General features: G+C 65.4%; 22 protein-coding genes. 4 read left to right on the top strand and 18 right to left on the bottom strand.

Going from position 1 to position 21,507, the window contains the following annotated elements:
* Positions 1–34: 34 nt before the first annotated feature.
* Together lepB and lepA are read right to left on the bottom strand one after the other, a co-directional pair.
* Positions 35–1,012: a signal peptidase I gene (gene lepB, locus LWW96_RS10870; RefSeq protein ID WP_291486848.1), complete on the bottom strand. Its 978-nt coding sequence runs from the start codon at positions 1,010–1,012 to the stop codon at positions 35–37.
* Entirely contained in the window at positions 1,012–2,820 is a 1,809-nt protein-coding gene (gene lepA / locus LWW96_RS10865; protein ID WP_291486846.1) for a translation elongation factor 4, read from the bottom strand. Before lepA ends, lepB begins: the two co-directional genes overlap by 1 nt.
* Between lepA and LWW96_RS10860 the strand changes: the two genes are divergently transcribed.
* Positions 2,810–3,181 carry a hypothetical protein gene (locus LWW96_RS10860; protein ID WP_291486844.1) on the top strand — a complete coding sequence of 124 codons (372 nt, stop codon included), beginning with the start codon at positions 2,810–2,812 and terminating at the stop codon, positions 3,179–3,181. The two genes, lepA and LWW96_RS10860, sit on opposite strands and share 11 nt — an antisense overlap.
* Positions 3,182–3,325: 144 nt before the next feature.
* On the opposite strand, the gene LWW96_RS10855 is transcribed toward LWW96_RS10860, so the two are convergent.
* The 12 genes from LWW96_RS10855 to LWW96_RS10800 form a co-directional block, all read right to left on the bottom strand.
* Positions 3,326–4,792, bottom strand: coding sequence for a DegQ family serine endoprotease (locus LWW96_RS10855; protein ID WP_291486842.1), 1,467 nt, complete (start codon positions 4,790–4,792; stop codon positions 3,326–3,328).
* A gap of 189 nt (positions 4,793–4,981) precedes the next feature.
* Positions 4,982–6,076 (bottom strand): MucB/RseB C-terminal domain-containing protein, encoded by a 1,095-nt coding sequence (locus tag LWW96_RS10850; protein ID WP_291486840.1) that lies wholly within the window; start codon positions 6,074–6,076, stop codon positions 4,982–4,984.
* A gap of 116 nt (positions 6,077–6,192) precedes the next feature.
* On the bottom strand, positions 6,193–6,849 hold the full coding sequence (locus tag LWW96_RS10845) for a sigma-E factor negative regulatory protein (protein WP_291486838.1): 657 nt from the start codon (positions 6,847–6,849) through the stop codon (positions 6,193–6,195).
* A 13-nt stretch (positions 6,850–6,862) separates the two neighbouring features.
* Positions 6,863–7,489: an RNA polymerase sigma factor RpoE gene (rpoE, locus tag LWW96_RS10840; RefSeq protein WP_291486836.1), complete on the bottom strand. Its 627-nt coding sequence runs from the start codon at positions 7,487–7,489 to the stop codon at positions 6,863–6,865.
* 672 nt (positions 7,490–8,161) lie between these two features.
* Positions 8,162–9,406 (bottom strand): beta-ketoacyl-ACP synthase II, encoded by a 1,245-nt coding sequence (fabF, locus tag LWW96_RS10835; RefSeq protein ID WP_291486834.1) that lies wholly within the window; start codon positions 9,404–9,406, stop codon positions 8,162–8,164.
* A gap of 47 nt (positions 9,407–9,453) precedes the next feature.
* Complete coding sequence (gene acpP, locus LWW96_RS10830) at positions 9,454–9,693, bottom strand: acyl carrier protein (protein WP_003058049.1); 240 nt, start codon at positions 9,691–9,693, stop codon at positions 9,454–9,456.
* Between the two features lie 103 nt (positions 9,694–9,796).
* The gene (gene fabG / locus LWW96_RS10825; protein ID WP_291486832.1) at positions 9,797–10,543 is read right to left on the bottom strand and encodes a 3-oxoacyl-ACP reductase FabG; all 747 of its coding nucleotides are present in this window, start codon (positions 10,541–10,543) and stop codon (positions 9,797–9,799) included.
* The gene (gene fabD, locus LWW96_RS10820; protein WP_291486830.1) at positions 10,540–11,490 is read right to left on the bottom strand and encodes an ACP S-malonyltransferase; all 951 of its coding nucleotides are present in this window, start codon (positions 11,488–11,490) and stop codon (positions 10,540–10,542) included. Before fabD ends, fabG begins: the two co-directional genes overlap by 4 nt.
* Before the next feature lie 59 nt (positions 11,491–11,549).
* Positions 11,550–12,527, bottom strand: coding sequence for a beta-ketoacyl-ACP synthase III (locus LWW96_RS10815; protein WP_291486827.1), 978 nt, complete (start codon positions 12,525–12,527; stop codon positions 11,550–11,552).
* Between the two features lie 19 nt (positions 12,528–12,546).
* A complete protein-coding gene (gene plsX / locus LWW96_RS10810; RefSeq protein WP_291486825.1) occupies positions 12,547–13,581 on the bottom strand; it encodes a phosphate acyltransferase PlsX in 1,035 nt (344 codons plus the stop codon).
* A gap of 108 nt (positions 13,582–13,689) precedes the next feature.
* On the bottom strand, positions 13,690–13,872 hold the full coding sequence (gene rpmF, locus LWW96_RS10805) for a 50S ribosomal protein L32 (protein WP_011794326.1): 183 nt from the start codon (positions 13,870–13,872) through the stop codon (positions 13,690–13,692).
* Positions 13,873–13,992: 120 nt separating this feature from the next.
* Entirely contained in the window at positions 13,993–14,544 is a 552-nt protein-coding gene (locus LWW96_RS10800; protein ID WP_291486806.1) for a YceD family protein, read from the bottom strand.
* Positions 14,545–14,569: 25 nt separating this feature from the next.
* On the opposite strand from LWW96_RS10800, the gene LWW96_RS10795 reads away from it, so the two are divergent.
* Entirely contained in the window at positions 14,570–15,169 is a 600-nt protein-coding gene (locus tag LWW96_RS10795; protein WP_291486804.1) for a Maf family nucleotide pyrophosphatase, read from the top strand.
* Positions 15,166–15,945, top strand: a complete 780-nt coding sequence (locus LWW96_RS10790; RefSeq protein WP_291486803.1) for an SAM-dependent methyltransferase — start codon at positions 15,166–15,168, stop codon at positions 15,943–15,945. The genes LWW96_RS10795 and LWW96_RS10790 overlap by 4 nt, the downstream gene beginning before the upstream one ends.
* A gap of 21 nt (positions 15,946–15,966) precedes the next feature.
* On the opposite strand, the gene LWW96_RS10785 is transcribed toward LWW96_RS10790, so the two are convergent.
* From LWW96_RS10785 to LWW96_RS10770, 4 genes are all read right to left on the bottom strand, one after another.
* Positions 15,967–17,013, bottom strand: a complete 1,047-nt coding sequence (locus LWW96_RS10785) for a S49 family peptidase (RefSeq protein WP_291486802.1) — start codon at positions 17,011–17,013, stop codon at positions 15,967–15,969.
* A gap of 73 nt (positions 17,014–17,086) precedes the next feature.
* Positions 17,087–17,467: a Rieske 2Fe-2S domain-containing protein gene (locus tag LWW96_RS10780; protein WP_291486801.1), complete on the bottom strand. Its 381-nt coding sequence runs from the start codon at positions 17,465–17,467 to the stop codon at positions 17,087–17,089.
* Positions 17,468–17,518: 51 nt separating this feature from the next.
* The gene (locus LWW96_RS10775; RefSeq protein ID WP_291486800.1) at positions 17,519–18,193 is read right to left on the bottom strand and encodes an HAD-IIIA family hydrolase; all 675 of its coding nucleotides are present in this window, start codon (positions 18,191–18,193) and stop codon (positions 17,519–17,521) included.
* An 8-nt stretch (positions 18,194–18,201) separates the two neighbouring features.
* Complete coding sequence (locus LWW96_RS10770) at positions 18,202–19,224, bottom strand: RluA family pseudouridine synthase (protein ID WP_291486799.1); 1,023 nt, start codon at positions 19,222–19,224, stop codon at positions 18,202–18,204.
* A gap of 598 nt (positions 19,225–19,822) precedes the next feature.
* On the opposite strand from LWW96_RS10770, the gene LWW96_RS10765 reads away from it, so the two are divergent.
* A partial coding sequence (locus LWW96_RS10765; protein WP_291486797.1) for an Rne/Rng family ribonuclease occupies positions 19,823–21,507 on the top strand: 1,685 nt, incomplete at its 3' end.

Here is a 21,507-nt window from a genome sequence, read left to right as displayed (position 1 = left end):
TTCCCCCTCGGTAGTTATGGACAGTAGGCGCCGTTCAACTGAACGAGCCGATGCGCTTGAGATTGCCGAAATTCATCCAGATGAAGAAGGCCTTGCCGACGATGTTGCCCTCGGGCACAAAGCCCCAGTAGCGCGAATCCAGCGAATTGTCGCGGTTGTCGCCCATCATGAAATAGTGGCCTTCGGGCACTTTGCACACCACGCCTTCCACACTGTAGCGGCAGTTCTGGCGGTAGGCAAAATTGCTCGCACCCTGCACAAAGGCGGGCACATCCGGGTTGTTCAGCAGCCGGTGGGGCTGGGCCCCCAGTTGCTCTTCAAACTGCTTGAAGTAGCGCATGGAGTCTTCGTCGAAGAAATCCGGCAGCGCCTTGGTATCGATCGGCTTTCCGTTCACTGTGAGGCGCTTGTTGAGGTAGGCCACCTCGTCCCCCGGCACCCCCACCACACGCTTGATGTAGTCCAGGCTGGGCTGGGGCGGGTAGCGGAACACCAGCACATCGCCGCGCGCGGGCTTCGTTCCCTCGGTGATCTTGGTGTGGATGACCGGCAGGCGGATGCCGTAGGTGAACTTGTTCACCAGGATCAGGTCGCCCACGAGCAGCGTGGGGATCATGGAGCCCGAGGGGATCTTGAACGGCTCGAAGAGAAAGGAGCGCAGCAGGAAAACGGCAGCGATCACCGGGAAGAGCCCGGCCGTCCAGTCCAGCCACCAGGGTTGCATGAGCAGGCTGCCCTTGGCTTCCTGCACGTCCACGTCCACCTTCTGGATGCCCATGCGGTCCAGTTCGGCGCGGCGCTGCACCGCGGCATCTTCGATGGCCTGCGCGGCGCGGCGCCGCCGGGGCAGGAAGTACAGCCGCTCCGCCAGCCAGTAGGCTCCGGTCACCACGGTGGCCAGGAAAAGCAGCAGGGCGAAGTTGCCCTCGATGGCGCCAAAGTACCAGGCGCCGATGTAGCCGCCAAACGCGGCCAGCACCAAGGCGGTGAAGATCTGCATGAACTGCTGCATCAGTCTTCCACCTGCAAAATGGCCAGGAATGCCTCCTGCGGCACCTCGACCGATCCGATCTGTTTCATGCGTTTCTTCCCTGCCTTCTGCTTTTCTAGGAGCTTGCGCTTGCGGGTGATGTCACCCCCATAGCATTTTGCCAGCACGTTCTTGCGCAGCGCCTTGATGGTCTCGCGCGCGATGATGTTGGCGCCGATGGCCGCCTGGATCGCCACGTCGTACATCTGGCGGCTGATGATCTCGCGCATCTTGCTCACCACCGCACGACCGCGGAACTGCGATTGCGAACGGTGCACGATGATGGACAGGGCGTCCACCTTGTCGCCGTTGAGCAGGATGTCGACCTTCACCACGTCGGATGCCCGGTATTCCTTGAACTCGTAGTCCATCGACGCATACCCGCGCGACACCGACTTGAGCTTGTCGAAGAAGTCGAGCACGATCTCGCCCAGCGGCATCTCGTAGGTCAACATCACCTGGCGGCCGTGGTAGGCCATATTGATCTGCACGCCCCGCTTCTGGTTGGCCAAGGTCATCACCGGGCCCACGTAGTCCTGCGGCATGTAGAGGTGCACCGTCACGATGGGCTCGCGGATCTCTTCCAGCCGGCCCTGGTCCGGCATCTTGGAAGGGTTCTCCACCATGATGATTTCGCCGTCGGCCTTGACCACCTGGTACACCACGCTGGGCGCGGTGGTGATGAGGTCCTGGTCGAACTCGCGCTCCAGGCGCTCCTGCACGATTTCCATGTGCAAGAGCCCGAGGAAGCCGCAGCGGAAACCAAAGCCCAGCGCCTGGCTCACCTCAGGCTCGTAGTGCAGCGAGGCATCGTTGAGCTTGAGCTTTTCCAGCGCGTCGCGCAGCGAGTCGTATTCGCTGGCCTCGGTGGGGTACAACCCCGCAAACACCTGCGGCTGGATTTCCTTGAAGCCCGGCAGCGCCTCGGACGCGGGACCGGCGTTGTTGGGTAGCTTTTTCTCCAGCGTGATGGTGTCGCCCACCTTCGCGGCCTGCAGTTCCTTGATGCCGGCAATGATGTAGCCCACCTCCCCGGCTTCAAGCTTGTCGCGCGGCTGGTTGGCCGGCGTGAACACGCCCAGGCTGCCCGCCTCATACGCAGCGCCCGTGGCCATCATCTTGATGCGCTCGCCCTTGAGCAGGCGGCCATCCACCACACGCACCAGCATCACCACGCCGACATAGCTGTCGAACCAGCTGTCGATGATCATGGCGCGCAGCGGCCCGTCGGCCTTGCCCTGCGGTGCCGGCACCTTGGCAACGATGGCCTCCAGGATTTCGTCAATGCCCATGCCGGTCTTGGCGGAGCAAGGAATCGCATCGGTCGCGTCGATGCCGATCACGTCTTCGATCTCGGCCTTCGCGTTGTCGGGGTCCGCGTTGGGCAAGTCCATCTTGTTGAGCACCGGCAGGACCTCGACCCCCAGGTCCAATGCGGTGTAGCAGTTGGCCACCGTCTGGGCTTCCACGCCCTGCGATGCGTCCACCACCAGCAGCGCTCCCTCGCATGCGGACAGCGAACGCGAGACCTCGTACGAGAAGTCCACGTGGCCAGGCGTGTCGATCAGATTGAGGTTGTAGACCTGGCCATCCTGGGCCTTGTACTGCAGCGCCGCGGTCTGCGCCTTGATGGTTATCCCACGCTCCTTTTCGATGTCCATCGAGTCCAGGACCTGGGCCTCCATCTCTCGTTCCGCAAGGCCACCACAGCGCTGAATCAAGCGGTCAGCGAGCGTGGACTTGCCATGGTCGATGTGCGCAATGATGGAGAAATGTCTGATGTGGTTCATCAACGGAAAGCGTCAAGTGATTGAATTGAAACGGAGCACACAAGAAAAAAGGGCGCGTCGAATGGCGACGCGCCCTGAACCAACAATCATTGGCAACTGCGATAGTTGGATCTTCATTGTAGGCAAAAAGCCCGGACCGGGAAGCCCGCCCGACTCCATCCAGGGGAAGTTGCCAGGGTGCAACAGGAATTTTATCAACAACTTATTCACAAGCAACCTCGCACCATCACTGAACAACTTGTGGGTGAGCTGTGGAGCGGCTGTGCATTGCCCTGCTGCATCCCGCATCGTGGGCGCAGCAGACACCAATATACGAATAAGAGTTGAAAGCCGCCGCTATTCTATCGAATTCGGTGAATAGCTCGCCTTCAAAGTGAGTCCAGGCTAACTTTCAGCGGCCGGACAAGCGGTCAAAATTTGGGGGCGCCACCCGGTACAAAGACCTTTCGAGAACAGGGGCATTGCCCCTGTTCTCGCGCCCACGGGCAGCGCCGCACGCAAGGTTTCAACGGGCAGGACGGATCAGCACGTACTGCGTCCACTCTCCGCGGCGGTACAGCACATTGATGGCCTTGCCCTTGTCGGCCTTGGCGAGGACCGCTTCGAACTCCTTCACGCCTGCCACCTCGGTGTTCGCCACCGCCAGGATCACGTCCCCTTCCCGCAGGCCGGCGCGAGCCGCCGCATCGGTGGCCGAGGCCACCAGCACGCCGCCCTTGATCTTGAGCTCCTTCTTCTGCGCATCCGAGAGCTCGGTCACGGCCAGGCCCAGTTGCTGCGCGGCCGGTGAGGCCTTGGGCTTCTCGTCGCGTTCGACCGACTTGGCCGCCGGCTTGTCGGGCTCCACCTCGGCCACGGTGATCGGCAGGTCCCGGGATGCGCCACGGCGGAACACCGTCAGGGTGCTCTTCGTACCCGGCTTGGTGTTGCCCACCAGGCGCGGCAGGTCGGCCACCTTCTCGATGGCCTTGCCGTCAAAGCGCGTGATGATGTCCCCGGCCTCCACGCCCGCCTTCTCGGCAGGCGAGCCTGCTTCCACGCCAGAGACAAGCGCCCCTTGCGGCTTGCCCAGGCCGATCGATTCCGCAACGTCCTTGGTGACCTGGCCGATCTGCACGCCGATGCGGCCCCGCGTGACGCGGCCGGAAGCACGCAGCTGGTCGCTGACGCGGATGGCTTCGTCCATGGGAATGGCGAACGAGATGCCCATGAAGCCGCCCGAGCGGGAGTAGATCTGGCTGTTGATGCCCACCACCTCGCCGCGCATGTTGATGAGGGGCCCGCCCGAATTCCCGGGGTTGATGGCCACGTCGGTCTGGATGAAGGGCAGGTAGTCGCCCGTGTCGCGCTGCTTCGCACTGACGATACCGGCCGTCACCGTGTTCTCCAGCCCGAAGGGCGAACCGATGGCCATGACCCACTCGCCCACGCGCAGGCGGCCCACGTCCCCGACCTTCACCGCCGGCAGGCCCGTGGCGTCGATCTTCACGACCGCCACATCCGTGCGCTTGTCGGCACCGATGATCTTGGCCTTGAATTCGCGCTTGTCGGTCAGGGTCACGATCACTTCGTCAGCGCCCTCCACCACATGGGCATTGGTCATGACATAGCCATCGCCAGTCAGGATGAAGCCGGAGCCCAGCCCCCGAGGTTGCGGTTCGTCGTCCTGGGGACGCTGCGGGCGCTGCTGCCGCGGCATGTTGGGAATGGGCACGCCGAAGCGACGGAAAAACTCCAGCATCTCCTCGTCCATGCCATTCGCGCCGGAACGGCTGGACGCCTTTTCCACGGTGCGGATGTTCACCACCGACGGCCCCACCTGGTCCACCAGGTCGGTAAAGTCCGGCAGCCCGCGCGCTGCTGCCGCGGGCTGCGCCAGCACGCGCTCCGGCAGGACCGCGCCGCCGCCCACTGCGGCAAACGCACAGGCCAATGCGATCGAACGCAGCGCACTCCCATTGAAATTCCGCATCTTCAACCTTTCGTAAACGTGGCAAGTAGAGACATACAACCGTGTCTCACTGTGAAAAATCCCGCTGCAATTGGTTCCCTCAGGCACGGCATGCTGCCCGTGCGAGGCCTGTCCGGTCCCGTCCGAGCGCCGCGCCGGGCCCTTGCGCGGCAGAAGATGTCGCGCACGGCCACTGCGGGCTTGCCCGGGCTAGCGCAACCGTTCCAGCTGGCCCGCGAACAGCCGCAGTGTCTGCAGCGGGACTTCTCCCACCGCCGTGAGCCAGACGTCCGGCAGGATGCGCTGCCCCAGCACCTGGGTGGCTCCCGCCGTGGCCACCTGCGGCTGCGTGGGATGGCGCTCGGCATTGAAAGGCTCCAGGAACAGCGACACGGAGGCCAGGCCGTCTGAATACAGGCACTGCAATACACTCGCCTGGCTGTTGCCGGCCGCTGCGACCGAGCGGCGGTGGCAACTGACGGGCACGAAGCCTGCCACCGGTTGCCGCAGCCCCCAGCCTTCTGCAGTCACGGTGGTCTTGACGACCGTGGGCTCCACGCGCTTGTAACCCGCCGTGGCCTCCATCATGCGCAGCAACTGCTCCGTCCCGAGGGACGCGTTCAAGTCCAGCTCCGAAAAAGCGGCTTGCTCCAGCACGCGGCCATCCGGGCCCAGGGTCTGCAGCTTCACCACCAACCCGGTTTCGCGCTCGCTCCACAGTTTGTACCCGAAGCGCAGGCTGTCCACAGGCTTGAACCGCACCACATCGGCCATGAAACCGGCTACACGCTCTTGCCCTTCGGCACGGGACGCGTAAAACTGGGCCACGGAAGTTCCGTCCACCACCGGGACCCGAGGAAACAGCCCCGGAGATTCCCGGCGGTCGAGGCGGACCGTCTGGGACTGGGGAAAGAAGGTCCGCACCTCATCGTTGCGGCGGAAGATGGTGCGGGGCGTGCCCGTCAGCGCCTCGATGCGCTCGACCTGCTGCTGGCCGTCGCACGCGTGCCAGATGCGCGAACTGGCCATGGCGCCCGAAGCGGCCCAGACTACAAACGTACCGGCGTAAGGCCGTACACACGGCGCACCGTGCATGCGCTCGATCCACTGCACGATGCCGCGCTCGGCGGGCGCCGCGGCGCTGTCCGCACCGGAGGCGGCGGCGGGAGCCGAGGACGCCCTGTCGGCCGCCTGGGGGCCGGCCACCGCCGAAAAGCTGGCGCAGCACAGCGCCCACAGCAACCCTGTCTTGAGACGGCGGAGCACCGCCCCCGCCCCGCTGCCGAAAACCCCTGGATGGCTCATTGCAAATTCTTGATACGGGAACCTTCTGCCCTCAGAAGCTCTGCGCAAGCACGCCGGCCGGCCCCCGGGCTGCAGCGTGCGCTGCAGCCGACTCCTGGAGCACCGCCCACGCGCCCTCAGCGACCCGACGTTTCAAACGTCGCGTTGCGCAGGAAGCCCGCAGGCATCTGCAAGGCCGATGTGCTGCCAAACTGCTTGTGCGCAGCCAGCAGTTCGTCCAGGCGGGGGTCGCGGAGCATGACCTGCTGATTCTCGGCATCTGCCACGGCGACCACAGGCGACCCCGAGGTGCCCGCGGAGGTACCGCTCGACAACGCCATCTGAGCGCCCGGGCCTGGACCCTGCAGCGCCTCCAGCGATGTCCAGCCAATGGCAGCCACCGCGGCGAGGGACGCCACGCCAGCCACCATCTTCCACCGAAAAACGGACGCGTTGGCAGCCTCCGCCAGGGCAGGCGCCACCACCACGGGGTGGGCTTCAGATGCCCGCAGCCCCGCCGGTGCCGGAGGGGCCTCCTTGGCCAACTCGTCCCGCAGGCGCGCCATGAACGCCGGACTGGGAGCCTGCGCCAGCTCCGGGGAGCGCAGCACATCGCCCACCAGGTGGTAGAGCTGCCAGCACGCCTGCCCGTCCTCCGCCTTGGCGTAGTTCAGCGCACCGTCCCAGGCCTCGCCGTCCAGTTCGCCATCCATCAATGCCGACAATTGCTCCCGCCGCAGTTCGTCCGCTGCGGCAGCGTCGGTCAGCCCACCGGCCATCATCGCCTTGCTCATTGCATCACCTCGCTCACCACCGTTTGCCCGACTGGTTTTCCAGCAGAGGGCGCACCCGGGCCGATATGGCCTCGCGCGCCCTGAAAATCCGTGACCGAACGGTACCGATAGGGCATTCCATCACCGTTGCGATCTCTTCGTAGCTCAACCCCTCAATCTCCCGCAGAGTCACCGCCTGGCGCAAGTCTTCGGGCAAGGCCTCCATCGCGGCATTGACGGCCTGCGCAATTTCCTGTGCGGCCAGCACGGTTTCGGGGGTTTCGTCGCTGGTTAGTTCATGCCCCAGGCTGGAAGTTTCATCTTCGTCGTCCCCACCGCGCAGCGCGTTCTCCGAAATGACGGGATTGCGCTTCATGTCCATCAGCGCCTTTTTGGCGGTATTGACGGCAATACGGTAGAGCCAGGTATAGAACTGCGCTTCGCCACGGAACTGGTGCAAGGCGCGGTAGGCGCGGATGAAGGTCTCCTGGGCGATGTCCTGGATCAAGTCGGTATCGCGGACCATGCGCCCAATGAGGCGCTCGATGCGGCGCTGGTATTTGATGACCAGTAACTCATAGGCACGCTGATCGCCCGCGACCGTGCGCTCCACCAGATGGAGATCGCTGTCTTCGGAAGGGGAAGGCGGAATTACAGTCATGGATACTCAGGATTCACGCCCATGGCTGCGGGCCAGGGCGGTTACGTCAGCGTTGCCAGCGCCCGGTCTGGGGCGCGAATATACCGCACGGCGCAGGTCCAACCAACGCTCCGGACAGGCCGAGCGCTCGAGCCAGAGCCAGATGCGAGTGCGCCCCTCGGCTTGCACATGCACCCACAGATGGGTCTGGAAGTCCAACAGCACCACGGGCGCGCCAACGGTGGCCGGCGGGACTGCAGCCCGGGGGGTACTGGAAGCCGCCTCCAATATCCAGAACTGGCCGTCCCACCGCAGCAATGCCGCCGGCTGACGCCACCAGTAGTGCACGGAACTGGCTGCTGCCAGAAGCCAGCAGCCTGCGGCAGCAAGCCCATATAGCGCGGGAGCCTGGCGCCCTGCCTGCAGCAGCCACCCGGCCACCCCAGCCGCCGCTCCGACCAAAAAGAGCGCCAGCAACCAGGCCAGTGCCCTGCTGCGCCGCACGGGAAACTGCACCGCGGGCGGGTGCCGTCGTGAATTCACGCCCATGGAAGCAGCCCCGACCGGGCTCGCTCCGCCCCGGGGGCTGGGCCTTGGCCGGCGGCTCCGCGAACCGCGGCAGCACGGCAGACTGCGCGAATCCGCCAGGGCACGACACGGTGCCACGGTTTGGGCCAGAAGCCCACAGGGGGCTCAGGCGCGCTTGAAAACCAGCGTCCCGTTCGTGCCACCAAAACCAAAGTTGTTTTTCACCGCCACGTCCATCTTCACGTCGCGCGCGATGTTGGCGCAGTAGTCAAGATCGCATTCCGGATCCTGGTTGAAGAGATTGATCGTGGGTGGGACCTTCTGCTCATGCAAGGCCAGCACCGTGAAGATGCTCTCGATCCCGCCGGCGCCACCCAGCAGGTGCCCCGTCATGGACTTGGTGGAGCTCACGACCACCTTGTGGGCATGGTCGCCCAGCGCTGCCTTGATGGCATTGGTTTCGTTGAGGTCCCCCAGGGGAGTCGAGGTGCCATGGGCGTTGAGATAGCCGATCTCGTCGGCATTCACCTTGGCATTGCGCAGAGCATTCAGCATGGCGCGGCGGGGGCCGTCCATATTGGGCGCCGTCATGTGCCCAGCATCGGCACTCATACCGAAACCTGCAAGTTCTGCGTAGATCTTGGCGCCGCGCGCCTTGGCGTGCTCGTACTCCTCGAGCACCATGACCCCGGCGCCTTCGCCGAGCACGAAGCCGTCACGGTCCTTGTCCCAGGGGCGGGACGCGGTGGCCGGATCGTCGTTGCGGGTAGACAGCGCGCGCATGGCGGCAAAACCGCCGATGCCCAGCGGCGAAACCGTGGATTCGGTGCCACCGGCAACCACCACATCGGCGTCGCCGTACTCGATCATCCGGCCCGCTTCACCAATGCAATGCAGGCCCGTGGTGCAGGCGGTCACGACCGACAGGTTCGGTCCCTTGAAGCCAAAGCGCATCGACACATGGCCAGCCACCATGTTGATGATGGACGCAGGCACAAAGAAGGGCGTGATGCGCCGGGGGCCACGGCTGGCCAGTTCCCCATGGGTGTTCTCGATCAGCGGCAAGCCGCCGATGCCCGACCCGATCACACACGCAATGCGCGTGGCAAATTCCTCGCTGAGCGCCTCACCCGTGGGCAGTCCTGCGTCCTGCACCGCTTGCGCGGCGGCCGCAATGCCGAAGTGGATGAAGCTGTCCATCGCGCGCGCATCCTTGGCACTGATGTACGACTCCAGGTCAAAACCCTTGACCTCGCCCGCAATCTTGCAGGCGAAGTTCGACGCGTCGAACTTGGTGATGAGGCCAATGCCGGACTGGCCGGCAAGGAGATTGGCCCAGGCGTCAGCCACCGTGTTGCCCACGGGGCTGATGCAACCCAGGCCGGTCACGACAACGCGACGACGGCTCATGCGTAAAAAACCTTTTGCTGATCGCTCGAGTCAGGCGCTGGCGCCGCTCAGGCCTTCTGGTGGGTGTTGGCGTAGTCGATGGCGTTTTGCACCGTGGTGATCTTCTCGGCGTCTTCGTCCGGAATCTCGATGCCGAATTCGTCTTCCAGCGCCATCACCAGCTCCACCGTGTCAAGCGAGTCGGCACCGAGGTCGGCCACGAAAGCCTTTTCGTTGGTGACCTGGGACTCTTCCACGCCGAGTTGTTCGGCAATGATTTTTTTGACGCGTGCTTCGATATCGCTCATGGTTTCCCTCTGGGGGTTGTGAATGAATCCGCGATTCTAGCCGCTTAAGGAAAAGCCCCGTAGCGGCCCGCCGTCCGGATGAACCGGCGTTAACTTTCAACAATTACATGTACATGCCGCCATTGACGTGCAACTCCTGCCCCGTCACATAGCCCGCCTGCGGCGAAGCCAGGTAGGCCACCGCATGCGCGATGTCCTGCGGCTTGCCCATGTGGCCCAGGGGAATCTGGGCATTGAGGGCCTTTTGCTGGTCTTCGGGCAGCACGGACGTCATGTCGGTTTCGATGAACCCGGGCGCCACGCAGTTGACGGTGATGCCCCGGCTGCCCAGCTCGCGGGCCAGCGCGCGCGTCATGCCCGCGACACCGGCCTTGGCTGCGGCGTAGTTGGCCTGCCCCGGGTTGCCCGAAGCACCCACCACACTGGTGATGCTGATGATGCGGCCGAAGCGCTGCTTCATCATGGGCCGGATGGCGGCCCGGCTCACGCGGAACACAGCCTTGAGATTGGTGTCCAGCACGGCGTCCCAGTCCTCGTCCTTCATGCGCATGGCGAGCGTGTCGCGCGTGATGCCCGCATTGTTGACGAGCACGTGCAGGCCGCCTTGCCGCTTGACGATGGCGTCCAGCAGGGCCTCCACCGCTGCCGCATCGTTCACGTTGAGGTTGGCGCCCCGGCAGCCCGGGTAGGCCGACAGGGCTTGGCTGATGCGGGCAGCGCCTTCGTCCGTCGTGGCCGTGCCTACGACCTGGTAGCCCCGAAGCGCCAGTTCCAGGGCGATGGCAGCCCCGATGCCGCGCGATGCGCCGGTGACCAGCGCAACCTGCGCTGCAGAGGTGGTTTGCGTCATGCCAGAAGCTCCCGGGTTTCGGCCAGTGTGGCCGGGTCGTACAGTGCAGCCCCCACCAGTTCGGGGTCGATGCGCTTGGTCATGCCGGCCAGCACCTTGCCGGGGCCGCACTCAACAATATGGGAAACGCCACGCGCCTTGAGCGCCTGCACGCACTCCACCCACCGCACCGGACCGAACGCCTGGCGGTAAAGTGCGTCGCGGATGGCCTGCGCGTCTTCGCGCACCGCCACATCCACGTTGTTCACTACCGGAATCCGGGGGGCGGCCAGATGGGTCTGCGCCAGCGCCGCACGCAGCTTCTCGGCGGCAGGCTTCATCAGGCTTGAGTGGAAGGGCGCGGACACCGGTAGGGGCAACGCCCGCTTGGCTCCCGCGGCCTTGAGCACTTCGCAAGCTTTCTCCACACCCGCCTTGGTGCCGGCGATCACCGTCTGCACCGGGTCGTTGAAATTGACCGCTTCCACCACTTCGGCCGTACCCGGCCCGAACGACGCCACGGCCTCGGCACAGCCGGCGATGACCTTGGAAGCCTCCATGCCCAGGATGGCCGCCATGGCCCCGGCACCGACAGGCACCGCCTCTTGCATGGCTGCAGCACGCAGGCGCACCAGCGGTGCCGCCTGGGCCAGGGTCAACACCCCGGCGGCGACCAGCGCCGAATACTCACCCAGCGAATGGCCCGCGACGGCCGCCGGCATGGCCCCGCCCTCTGCACACCAGACGCGCCAGGCGGCCACACCGGCCACCAGCATGACGGGCTGGGTGTTGGTGGTCAACGCCAGCGCTTCCTTGGGGCCTTCCTTGATCAGCAGGCCCACGTTTTCGCCCAGGGCGTCGGAGGCCTCCTGCAGGGTCTGGAGCACGACGGGGTGGTCGCCCCAACCGTCGAGCATGCCGACCGATTGCGAGCCTTGCCCCGGAAAGACAAATGCGAACGATTTCATGAGAATCCGAAAACGAGATTAAAAACTGGCTCCAGCGCTTGTCCAGCAAGCGCAACCAGCTACAACTTCAGGAGCACTGCACCCCAGGTGAAGCCGCCGCCCACGCCTTCAAGCAGCAAGGTCTGGCCGGGCTGAACCTGGCCTGTGCGCACCGCATGGTCCAGCGCCAGCGGAATCGAGGCCGCAGACGTGTTGCCATGCTGGTCCACCGTGACCACCACCTTGTCCATGGGCAGCTTGAGCTTGCGCGCGGTGCCCTGCATGATGCGGATGTTGGCCTGGTGCGGGATGAGCCAGTCGATGTCGGACTCTTGCAGGCCGGCCTTCGCCAGCACCGCATGCGCGGCCTTTTCCAGCAACCCGACCGCCAGCTTGAAAACCGCTTGGCCGTCCATTTTGAGCAAGGGGTCGCCCAGCACCTGACCGCCGGAGACATTGCCGGGGACACACAGGATATCGACGTGCTTGCCATCGGCATGCAGGTCACTGGACAGAATGCCCGGGGTGTCCGAGGCTTCGAGCACCACCGCCCCCGCGCCATCGCCGAACAGCACGCAGGTGGTGCGATCGTTGAAATCCAGAATCCGGCTGAACACCTCGGACCCCACGACCAGCGCACGCCGGGCTGCGCCCGACTGGATCATGGAATCGGCCACCGTCAGGGCATAAATGAAACCGCTGCACACGGCCTGCACATCGAACGCCGGGCAACCGTTGGCTCCCAGCTTGTTCTGCAGGATGCAGGCCGCCGAAGGGAACACCATGTCGGGCGTCGAGGTCGCCACGATGATCAGGTCGATATCGGTCGGGTCGAGCCCCGCGGCCTGCAGGGCATTGCGGGCGGCTTCCACGCCCATGTCGCTGCAAGTGACGTCGGGGGCCGCGAAGTGGCGCGCACGGATGCCGGTGCGCTCCACAATCCACTCGTCTGAGGTTTCAATGCCGCGCTGGCCCAGTTCATCTACCAGATCAGCGTTGGTCAACCGGCGCGGTGGCAGGTAGCTGCCAGTGCCGGTAATGCGGGAGTAGCGTCTCATCAATGTGTGATCGTCGCCGCTACGCGGGCCGGGACTGGGCATCGGAGGGCGCCAGAAGCGGCGCCGCGTGCGCAATCCGGCTCCGGACGCGGTCAAGCAGGTTGTTGCGGGCTGCATCATACGCCCGGTTCAACGCCTGCTCGAATGCGAGCGCGTCCGCCGAGCCGTGGCTCTTGAAGACCAGCCCGCGCAGCCCCAGCAGCGCTGCGCCGTTGTAGCGCCGGTAGTCCATGCGCTTCATCAGCGCTTTCAGGATCGGATACGCGACGATAGCGGCAGTTTTGGTCAAGATGTTGCGCGAAAACTCCGTCTTGAGCGCACCAATGATCATCGATGCCACACCTTCGCTGGCCTTCAGCGCCACGTTGCCCACAAAGCCGTCACAGACGACGATGTCCACGGTGCCCTTAAAGATATCGTTGCCCTCGACGTTGCCGAAAAAGTTCAGATCACCGGCATTGCCAGCAGATCGCAGCAGTTCACCCGCTTTTTTGATGACTTCGCTGCCCTTAATGACCTCTTCGCCGATATTGAGCAGGCCCACCGTGGGCTCGCCGCCGTTCTGCAGCGCCGACACCAGGGCAGAGCCCATCACGGCAAACTGCAGCAGGTGCTCTGCCGAGCAATCGACGTTGGCCCCCAGGTCCAGCACCGTGGTGGCGCCCCCGGCGGCGTTGGGCATCTGGGTGGCAATGGCCGGACGGTCGATTCCATCCAGTGTCTTGAGCAGGTAGCGGGCAATGGCCATCAGCGCGCCCGTGTTGCCCGCCGACACCGCCGCCAGGGCGGCGCCATCCTTGACTTGCTGGATGGCCACCCGCATGGAGGAATCCTTCTTCTTGCGCAGGGCCACTTCCACCGGGTCGTCCATGGCCACGACTTCCGAGGCGGGCACGACCGTGGCGCGCTCATGCGCAAAGGACTGCAGGCTGTCGGCCAGGCCAACCAGCAGCAGCCGGGCATCGGGATGGTTATCGAGGAACTGGCGGCACGCCGCGAGCGTGACGCGGGGGCCATGGTCGCCCCCCATGCAGTCAACAGCCAGTGTGATCATGGGCGACTAGTCTGGCCGGCCTGGACGGCCGGAAGGTCAAATGCAATAACCAAAACAAAGGCCCGCGCTACGGTTTCAGTAGCAGCGGGCCTGCGGGTGGTGCGAAGGTCAGGCTTCGGACTTGTTCTTCAGCACTTGGCGGCCACGGTAGAAGCCGTTGGGGCTAATGTGGTGGCGCAGGTGGGTTTCGCCCGTGGTGGGTTCCACGGCGATGCCCGGCACCGTCAGAGCGTTGTGCGAGCGGTGCATGCCGCGCTTGGAGGGAGACTTTTTGTTTTGCTGAACGGCCATGATGGCTCCTGGTCTTGAATAGGTTGGTAAAAACGCGATCAGCCCATTAAAGACACGAGGGGATTCGCGCGAAGCCCTCGATTATAGCCTAAACGCTTTCCGGGGCCTCTATAACCCTGCTCACGAGGGTTTGCCGCCCTTTTGCAGGGCCGCCAGGGCCGCGAAAGGGTTGGGCTTCTGGGCGCTGGCTTCCTCGAAATCCTCATCCGACGATGACAGCGCCACCGTGGTGGGGCATTCCTCGTGCTTGGGCACCACGGGCAAGGCCATCAGCAGCTCGTCCTCGATCAATTCGCGCAGATCGAACTCGCGGCTCATGGCCAGAAGGTCTTCTTCGCTTTCATCGTCCAGGGCCTCGGCCGTGGCCTCGTCGGCCACGAAGCGGAACCCACGGTCCACTTCCAGCGGGACATCCACCGGCGTCAGGCACCGCTGGCACTCCATCGGGAAACTGGCTCGCACCTTGAGGTGCAGCCACACCTGCCCCATGCCTCCCAGCACGGTGCGCACCTCGCCGACCGCCTCCCAGTCCACCATCAGGTCGGGATGCAGTCCCTTCGCCTCCTGGGCCAGCCGCTCGTACTTGAGCAGCGAATCGTGGCCCGACAGCCGACCGCCTGCCTGTGCGAAGGCTTTCACGTCCAGGCGCTGCGGGGAGAATTCCTTGGTCATGGCGGCAGTGTAAGAGAATCGGCGGATGCTTCAATCCCCTTCCCCGCAACGCCCTGTGGTATTGGGCTCCACCTCCCGTTACCGGCGCGAATTGCTCCAGCGGCTGCACCTTCCGTTCGAGGTGGCCGCCCCTGCGGTGGACGAAACGCCGCAGCCTGGCGAGGCGCCCCGCGCGCTGGCCCTGCGCCTGGCCCTGGCCAAGGCGCGCGCGGTGGCGGAGCAACATCCGGATTCCCTCGTGATCGGCTCCGACCAGGTGGCCGACCTGGACGGCGAACCCCTGGGCAAGCCAGGCCACCACGCACGCGCCGTGCAGCAGCTGCAGCAGATGCGGGGCCGGACGGTGGTGTTCCAGACCGCCGTGGCCGTGGTGTGCAGCGCCACGGGCTTCGAGCAGGTCGATCTGGCGCCCGTGGAGGTGCGGTTTCGCGACCTGAGCGACGGCGAGATCGAACGCTACCTGCGCGCCGAGCAGCCTTACGACTGCGCCGGCAGCGCCAAGAGCGAGGGCCTGGGCATTGCGCTGCTGGACGCCATTCACAGCGACGACCCGACGGCACTCATCGGCCTGCCGCTGATCCGCACCTGCCGCATGCTGCGCGCTGCCGGGTTGGTGCTGCCATGAGCGCGCCGCAGCCCGGCACGCTGTACCTGGTGCCCGCACCGCTGGATTTCGGCTGCGACGTCCAGGCTCCCTTGCAGGACGCACTGCCGGCCGGCACCCTGCAAGCGGCAGCGCGGCTTACGCACTGGATTTGTGAGAACGCCAAGAGCACCCGCGCCTACCTCAAGCGCGTGGACGCACTGTACCCGCTGACCGCTGCACTGCAGCAGCAGCAGATCACCGAACTCCCCCGCGAGGTCCACAAGAAGGGCGACCACGGCGACAAAGGAGCGGCGCCGTTTGACGCCAAGCCCTTGCTGGCCGCCGCCCTGGCAGGCCAGGATATGGGGCTGGTCAGCGAAGCGGGCATGCCGGCGGTGGCCGATCCCGGCTCTTCCGTGGTGCGGGCGGCCCACGACCTGGGGATTGCCGTGGCGCCCCTGGTGGGGCCGGTGTCGCTGCTGCTGGCGCTGGCCGCCAGTGGGATGAACGGGCAGAACTTTGCGTTCACCGGCTATCTGCCGCAAGACGCCTCAGAGCGCAGCCAGCGCATCCGGGAGCTGGAAGCACTGGCATTGAAGTCCGGCCAGACCCAGCTTTTCATCGAGACGCCTTATCGCAACGCGGCCCTGTGGCAGGCCCTGGTGCAGACGCTGCAGCCGACCACGCGCCTAGCGCTCGCCAGCGGACTGACTCTGCCCAGTGCACGCATCCAAAGCCGCCCCGTGCGCCAGTGGCGCCAGCAGCCCGCCGCACTGGACAACCGCACGCCCGTGGTGTTTGCGCTGGGCCGTTGACGGCCCCTGCGCCAAAAAACCTCAGCGCAACTGGGGCCCGGCCAGCGAGATCGACTTGACGGCGCCCACGCCGATGGCCGCACCGAAACGCTTGACCAGGCGCTCGGCCACGTTGTCGCGGCGGGTGTAGTCGATGATGTCCTCGGCCTTGACCACTTCGCGCGCCACGTAGTCCAGACTGCCCAGCTTGTCGGCCAGGCCCATCTCCACGGCCTGCTGGCCGGTCCAGAACAGGCCGCTGAAGGTCTCGGCCGTGGGCTTGAGGCGGTCGCCCCGCCCCGCCTTCACCACGGCGATGAACTGCTGGTGAATCTGGTCGAGCATGGTCTGCGCATAGGCGCGCTGCTTTTCGGTCTGGGGGCTGAAGGGGTCCAGAAAGCCCTTGTTCTCGCCCGCCGTGAGCAAGCGGCGCTCCACGCCAAGCTTTTCCATGGTGCCCGTGAAGCCAAAGCCGTCCATCAGCACCCCGATGCTGCCCACGATGCTGGCCTTGTCCACATAGATGTCGTCGGCCGCCGCCGCGATGTAGTACGCGGCCGAGGCGCAGGTCTCCTCCACCACGGCATAGATGGGCTTGTTGTGCTTGGCCTTCAGGCGCACGATCTCGTCGTTGATGATGCCGGCCTGCACAGGGCTGCCGCCAGGAGAATTGATGAGCAGCACCAAGGCCTGGGAGCCCTCGTCTTCCAACGCGCTGCGCATGGCGGCCACCACGAACTCGGCGCTCGCTTCGGCACCGCTGGCGATCTCGCCCTTGATGTCCACCACCGCCGTGTGGGGCGTGCTGGTGCTGGTGCTGGGCGACGCCTGGCGCAGGGCGGCAAAGGCGATGCCGGCGATCAGCACCAGCCAGGCCAGGCGGAAAAAGATCTTCCAGCGGCGCGCGCTGCGCTGTTCGTTGAGGGCGGAAAAGGCCAGCCGTTCCAGGGTGGCGCGTTCCCAGCCGGGTTCACGCAGGGGTTCGTTCACAGGTGCTCCTGAATTTGTAGCTGCTTGCGCCCACAGATCGGGCGTTGCGTCGGTTTTTGGGTCATTCCCCGAAGAGCCGGGGGATTGCGGATCGGTCATGTCATGCGTCCTGACGGCACGGACCCGCGCGGCGCCGCGCAACACGGGACATGCAGCTCGTTCATCGAAATTCTCAAAACTCTACGGGGTGCAGGTTGTCGGCAGTATGCCAGTGCACCACACCGTCGCTTTCCGACAACGCTATTTTCACCAGGCCGCCGCGGCACGGCCCGCCGGCGCACTGGCCCGTGCTGGGCTGGTAGGCCGCCCCGTGCGTTGCGCACAACAGCCAGCGGCCGGAGTCGTCGAAGATGCGGCCCGGCTGGTAGTCCATCTCCATCGGGACATGGGTGCAGCGGTTCAGATAGGCGTAGGCCACGCCCTGGTAGCGGATGGCAAAGGCCCGGGAGTTCTGGCCGGCATACACCACATCGAACCCGACGGCGAGCCCGCCGTCCACCAGGTCCTGGCTGGCGCACAGTGCGATGGTCTGCCCGGGAGCGGTGGCGGTCATCTGCGGGGCCGCTCGGGTGCCGTCGTGCCAGGGAACGCCGCGGGCACCGCTTCAGCCATGCTGCACCAGCCAGTCGTGCAGCGCTTGCACCGAGTGGGCGACATACAGCGGCTGCAGCGCGTGGAAGACCTCGGGCTCGTGCGCACCGTAGCTCACCGCCACGCTGGCACAGCCTGCATTAAGGGCCATCTGCAGGTCGTGCGTGGTGTCCCCCACCATCAGCAGCCGCTCGGGCGGCACGTCGAATTCAGCCATCAGCTCCTGCAGCATCAGGGGGTGCGGCTTGCCCGCCGTCTGGTCGGCCGTGCGCGATCCGTCGAACACCCCCTTGAGCTGCACCGAATGCAGCGCTTCGTCCAGACCGCGGCGGCTTTTGCCCGTGGCCACGGTCAGCAGGTAGCCGCGCTCGCGCAGATCGGCCAGCAAGGGCAGCACGCCATCGAACAGGCTCAGGTCGTCCTGGTGCTGCAGGTAGTGAAAGCGGTAGCGCTGGCCCAGCTCGGGGTACTTTTCGGGCGGCACGTCCGGCGCGGCGTGCGCCAGGGCCTGCATGAGGCCCATGCCGATCACGTATGCCGCCTCCTTGTCGGTGGGCACGGTGCCGCCCACGTCGCGCACGGCCGCCTGGATGCAGCGCACGATGATGGCGGTGGAGTCGAACAAGGTGCCGTCCCAGTCGAAGGCGATGAGATCGAAGCGGCGGGGACGGAAGCTGGAGGCGGGCATGGAAGCAATCACGCCCTGTCGGGCGGTGGTGTCACAAAATCGGCCAGCTCGGGCGGCAGTTCGGCATGCAGCTCGATCCGTTCGCCCGACGCGGGATGGTTGAACTGTAACCGCCAGGCGTGCAGGAACATGCGCTTCATCCCCAGCTTCTGCAGGCGTTTGTTGAGGTCGAAGTCACCGTACTTGTCGTCCCCCACGATGGGGTGCCCTTGGCTGGCCAGGTGCACGCGGATCTGGTGGGTGCGGCCGGTCTTGATGGTCACTTCCAGCAGCGTCATCGCGGGCAGGCCCTGCTGCGGCCGCGCCGCCACCGTGCTGCGCACCTTGACCAGGGTGATGGAGCGCATGCCGTCCGGGTCGTCGGCGGTGGTCACGCGCACGCGGCGCTCACCGTCGGCCTGCAGATACTTGTGCAGGGGCAGGTCGATGACCTTCTTGCTGGCGGGCCAGACGCCGGTGACGAGCGCCAGGTAAGTCTTGCCGGTCTCCCGCTCGCGGAACTGGTCCTGCAGGTGGGTGAGCGCCGAGCGCTTCTTGGCCACCAGCAGGATGCCGGAGGTCTCGCGGTCCAGGCGGTGCACCAGCTCCAGGAACTTCGCGGCAGGCCGCGCCTGGCGCAATTGCTCGATCACGCCAAAGCTCACGCCGCTGCCGCCGTGCACGGCCGTACCGGCCGGCTTGTCCAGCGCGATGAGGTGCTCATCCTCCCGCAGGATGGGGAATTCCCGCGCGGGCGCCGGCCGCTCGGCTTTTTCGGCCACCTTGTCGGAAATGCGCACGGGCGGCAGGCGCACCTGGTCGCCCGTCTCCAGCCGGGTGTCGGCGCTGGCGCGCCCTTTGTTGATGCGCACCTCGCCGCTGCGGATGATGCGGTAGACATGTGTTTTTGGCACACCTTTGAGGTGGCGTATCAAAAAGTTATCAAGTCGCTGGCCTGCCGAATCGGCATCGACCTCGACGGTGCGGGCTGCCGCAGGGCTTGCCGCCGCAGCAAGGGCAGATGGCGGTTTGGCCCCTATAATGTGTTTCACCTGTGCGTTGTTATGTAAGTGGTTGATTTGTCTGGAGTTTAGTCCACACGGCCCGACATCTCGCGCAGGCAGGTCGATGCCAGCGGGCGTCGCGCGCGCAGATTGCAGGCCAGATGCCTGCAGTGGCCCGTGCGCCGTTCGGCGGGCTGACAGATTGAAACACTGATACGGAATCCCCCAAGCTGGCAGAGGCACCCTACCCGGATGCCGCCTGCCAGCGGATCAAAGCGAGCATGTGGTTGTTGATGGCATGGATGATGACCTTGTGGCGAGGGCTGCTGCCCGCGGCCGCATGCTCCAATCCGCCTGCAACGCCCAGCCAGCAAGCGCAACCAGCTACTCTTTTGCTAGCAAAACTGCGCTCCTACCACTCGCCTCCATCCACGCGCCCCTGCCTTCCATTGCTGCGCTAGAGCGCGGCAAATTCCAGGCATCCCCGGCAATTCCCTTCGTTTCGATGCGTCAGTCCAGGCATTCACAGCTCCTGTAGAGCTTGTTGTATGGGTTTGGAACCAGCGGGCAACGCGGCCCGCGCTCCCCGGTTTGGCCGGGTGGCGCAGCTGCTGCCCCGCGACACACTGATCGAAGGAATCGCATCATGAAGCGGATGCTCATCAACGCCACGCAGCCCGAAGAACGGCGCCTGGCCATCGTCGACGGACAAAAGCTCCTCGACTACGAAATCGAGATCGAAGGGCGCGAGCAGCGCAAGGGCAACATCTACAAGGCCGTCGTCACGCGCGTCGAGCCTTCGCTGGAAGCCTGCTTCGTCGACTACGGCGAAGACCGCCACGGCTTCCTGCCGTTCAAGGAAATTTCCCGCCAGTACTTCGCCCCGGGCGTCTCGCCCAGCCAGGCGCGCATCAACGAAGTCATCAAGGAAGGCCAGGAGCTGCTGGTCCAGGTCGAGAAGGAAGAGCGCGGCAACAAGGGCGCGGCCCTGACCACGTTCATCAGCCTGGCCGGCCGCTATGTGGTGCTGATGCCCAACAACCCCCGTGGTGGCGGCGTGTCGCGCCGCATCGAGGGCGAGGACCGCGCCGAGCTGAAGGAGGCGATGGACCAGCTCGAATACCCCAACGGGATGAGCATCATCGCCCGCACGGCCGGCATCGGCCGCAGCGCGCCCGAGCTGCAGTGGGACCTGAACTACCTGCTCAAGCTGTGGAACGCCATCGACGGCGCCGCCAAGGGCGGCAAGGGCGCCTTCCTGATCTACCAGGAATCGTCGCTCGTCATCCGCGCGATCCGCGACTACTTCAACAACGACATCGGTGACATCCTCATCGATACCGACGACATCTACGAACAGGCGCAGCAGTTCATGGCGCACGTCATGCCCGAGCATGCCGCCCGCGTGAAGCGCTACCGCGACGACGCGGCCCTGTTCAGCCGCTTCCAGATCGAGCACCAGATCGAATCGGCCTATGCCCGCACCGTGCAGCTGCCCTCGGGCGGCGCCATCGTGATCGACCACACCGAAGCGCTGGTCAGCGTGGACGTGAACTCGGCCCGCGCCATCAAGGGCGGCGACATCGAGGAAACCGCCACCCGCACCAACCTGGAAGCCGCCGACGAAGTGGCCCGCCAGATGCGCCTGCGCGACCTGGGCGGCCTGATCGTGATCGACTTCATCGACATGGAGGAGAGCAAGAACCGCCGCGAAGTGGAAAACCGCCTGCGCGATGCACTGCGCCAGGACCGCGCCCGCGTGCAGTTCGGCACCATCAGCAAGTTCGGCCTCATGGAAATGAGCCGCCAGCGCCTGAAGCCCGCATTGAGCGAAGGCTCGTCCATCCCCTGCCCCCGTTGCGGCGGCTCGGGCCACATCCGCGACACCGAATCGTCGGCGCTGCAGATCCTGCGCATCATTCAAGAAGAATCGATGAAGGACAACACGGCCGCCGTGCACTGCCAGGTGCCGGTGGAAGTCGCCTCGTTCCTGCTGAACGAAAAGCGCACCGAGATCGCCAAGATCGAACTCAAGCAGCGCGTGGCCGTGCTGATGGTGCCCAACAAGACGCTGGAAACGCCCAACTACCGCCTGGAGCGCCTGAAGCACGACGACCCGCGCCTGGACCACATCGAAGCCAGCTACAAGCTGGCGGAAGAGATCGAAGACCCGACCTCCGTCACGCGCCGCTCGCAAGAGCCCACCAACAAGCAGACGCCCGTCATCAAGGGCGTGCTGCCCGACGCACCCGCCCCGGTGGCCGAGCCCCGGCCTGAGGGCGCGCCCCGTCCCCAGCGCGCCGGCACGCCGCAACGCGGCGCCGGCGCCCC

It is taken from the genome of Acidovorax sp., from assembly GCF_021287135.1.
GTDB lineage: Bacteria > Pseudomonadota > Gammaproteobacteria > Burkholderiales > Burkholderiaceae_C > Acidovorax.
This window is presented reverse-complemented; position numbering and strand designations above follow the sequence as displayed.

What these genes read in the sequence shown, in the direction of transcription:
- lepB (WP_291486848.1), bottom strand. Translation starts at nt 1,012, where the DNA reads ATGCAGCAGTTCATGCAGATCTTCACCGCCTTGGTGCTGGCCGCGTTT.
- LWW96_RS10860 (WP_291486844.1), top strand. Translation starts at nt 2,810, where the DNA reads ATGTGGTTCATCAACGGAAAGCGTCAAGTGATTGAATTGAAACGGAGC.
- lepA (WP_291486846.1), bottom strand. Translation starts at nt 2,820, where the DNA reads ATGAACCACATCAGACATTTCTCCATCATTGCGCACATCGACCATGGC.
- LWW96_RS10855 (WP_291486842.1), bottom strand. Translation starts at nt 4,792, where the DNA reads ATGCGGAATTTCAATGGGAGTGCGCTGCGTTCGATCGCATTGGCCTGT.
- LWW96_RS10850 (WP_291486840.1), bottom strand. Translation starts at nt 6,076, where the DNA reads ATGAGCCATCCAGGGGTTTTCGGCAGCGGGGCGGGGGCGGTGCTCCGC.
- LWW96_RS10845 (WP_291486838.1), bottom strand. Translation starts at nt 6,849, where the DNA reads ATGAGCAAGGCGATGATGGCCGGTGGGCTGACCGACGCTGCCGCAGCG.
- rpoE (WP_291486836.1), bottom strand. Translation starts at nt 7,489, where the DNA reads ATGACTGTAATTCCGCCTTCCCCTTCCGAAGACAGCGATCTCCATCTG.
- fabF (WP_291486834.1), bottom strand. Translation starts at nt 9,406, where the DNA reads ATGAGCCGTCGTCGCGTTGTCGTGACCGGCCTGGGTTGCATCAGCCCC.
- acpP (WP_003058049.1), bottom strand. Translation starts at nt 9,693, where the DNA reads ATGAGCGATATCGAAGCACGCGTCAAAAAAATCATTGCCGAACAACTC.
- fabG (WP_291486832.1), bottom strand. Translation starts at nt 10,543, where the DNA reads ATGACGCAAACCACCTCTGCAGCGCAGGTTGCGCTGGTCACCGGCGCA.
- fabD (WP_291486830.1), bottom strand. Translation starts at nt 11,490, where the DNA reads ATGAAATCGTTCGCATTTGTCTTTCCGGGGCAAGGCTCGCAATCGGTC.
- LWW96_RS10815 (WP_291486827.1), bottom strand. Translation starts at nt 12,527, where the DNA reads ATGAGACGCTACTCCCGCATTACCGGCACTGGCAGCTACCTGCCACCG.
- plsX (WP_291486825.1), bottom strand. Translation starts at nt 13,581, where the DNA reads ATGATCACACTGGCTGTTGACTGCATGGGGGGCGACCATGGCCCCCGC.
- rpmF (WP_011794326.1), bottom strand. Translation starts at nt 13,872, where the DNA reads ATGGCCGTTCAGCAAAACAAAAAGTCTCCCTCCAAGCGCGGCATGCAC.
- LWW96_RS10800 (WP_291486806.1), bottom strand. Translation starts at nt 14,544, where the DNA reads ATGACCAAGGAATTCTCCCCGCAGCGCCTGGACGTGAAAGCCTTCGCA.
- LWW96_RS10795 (WP_291486804.1), top strand. Translation starts at nt 14,570, where the DNA reads ATGCTTCAATCCCCTTCCCCGCAACGCCCTGTGGTATTGGGCTCCACC.
- LWW96_RS10790 (WP_291486803.1), top strand. Translation starts at nt 15,166, where the DNA reads ATGAGCGCGCCGCAGCCCGGCACGCTGTACCTGGTGCCCGCACCGCTG.
- LWW96_RS10785 (WP_291486802.1), bottom strand. Translation starts at nt 17,013, where the DNA reads ATGACCGATCCGCAATCCCCCGGCTCTTCGGGGAATGACCCAAAAACC.
- LWW96_RS10780 (WP_291486801.1), bottom strand. Translation starts at nt 17,467, where the DNA reads ATGACCGCCACCGCTCCCGGGCAGACCATCGCACTGTGCGCCAGCCAG.
- LWW96_RS10775 (WP_291486800.1), bottom strand. Translation starts at nt 18,193, where the DNA reads ATGCCCGCCTCCAGCTTCCGTCCCCGCCGCTTCGATCTCATCGCCTTC.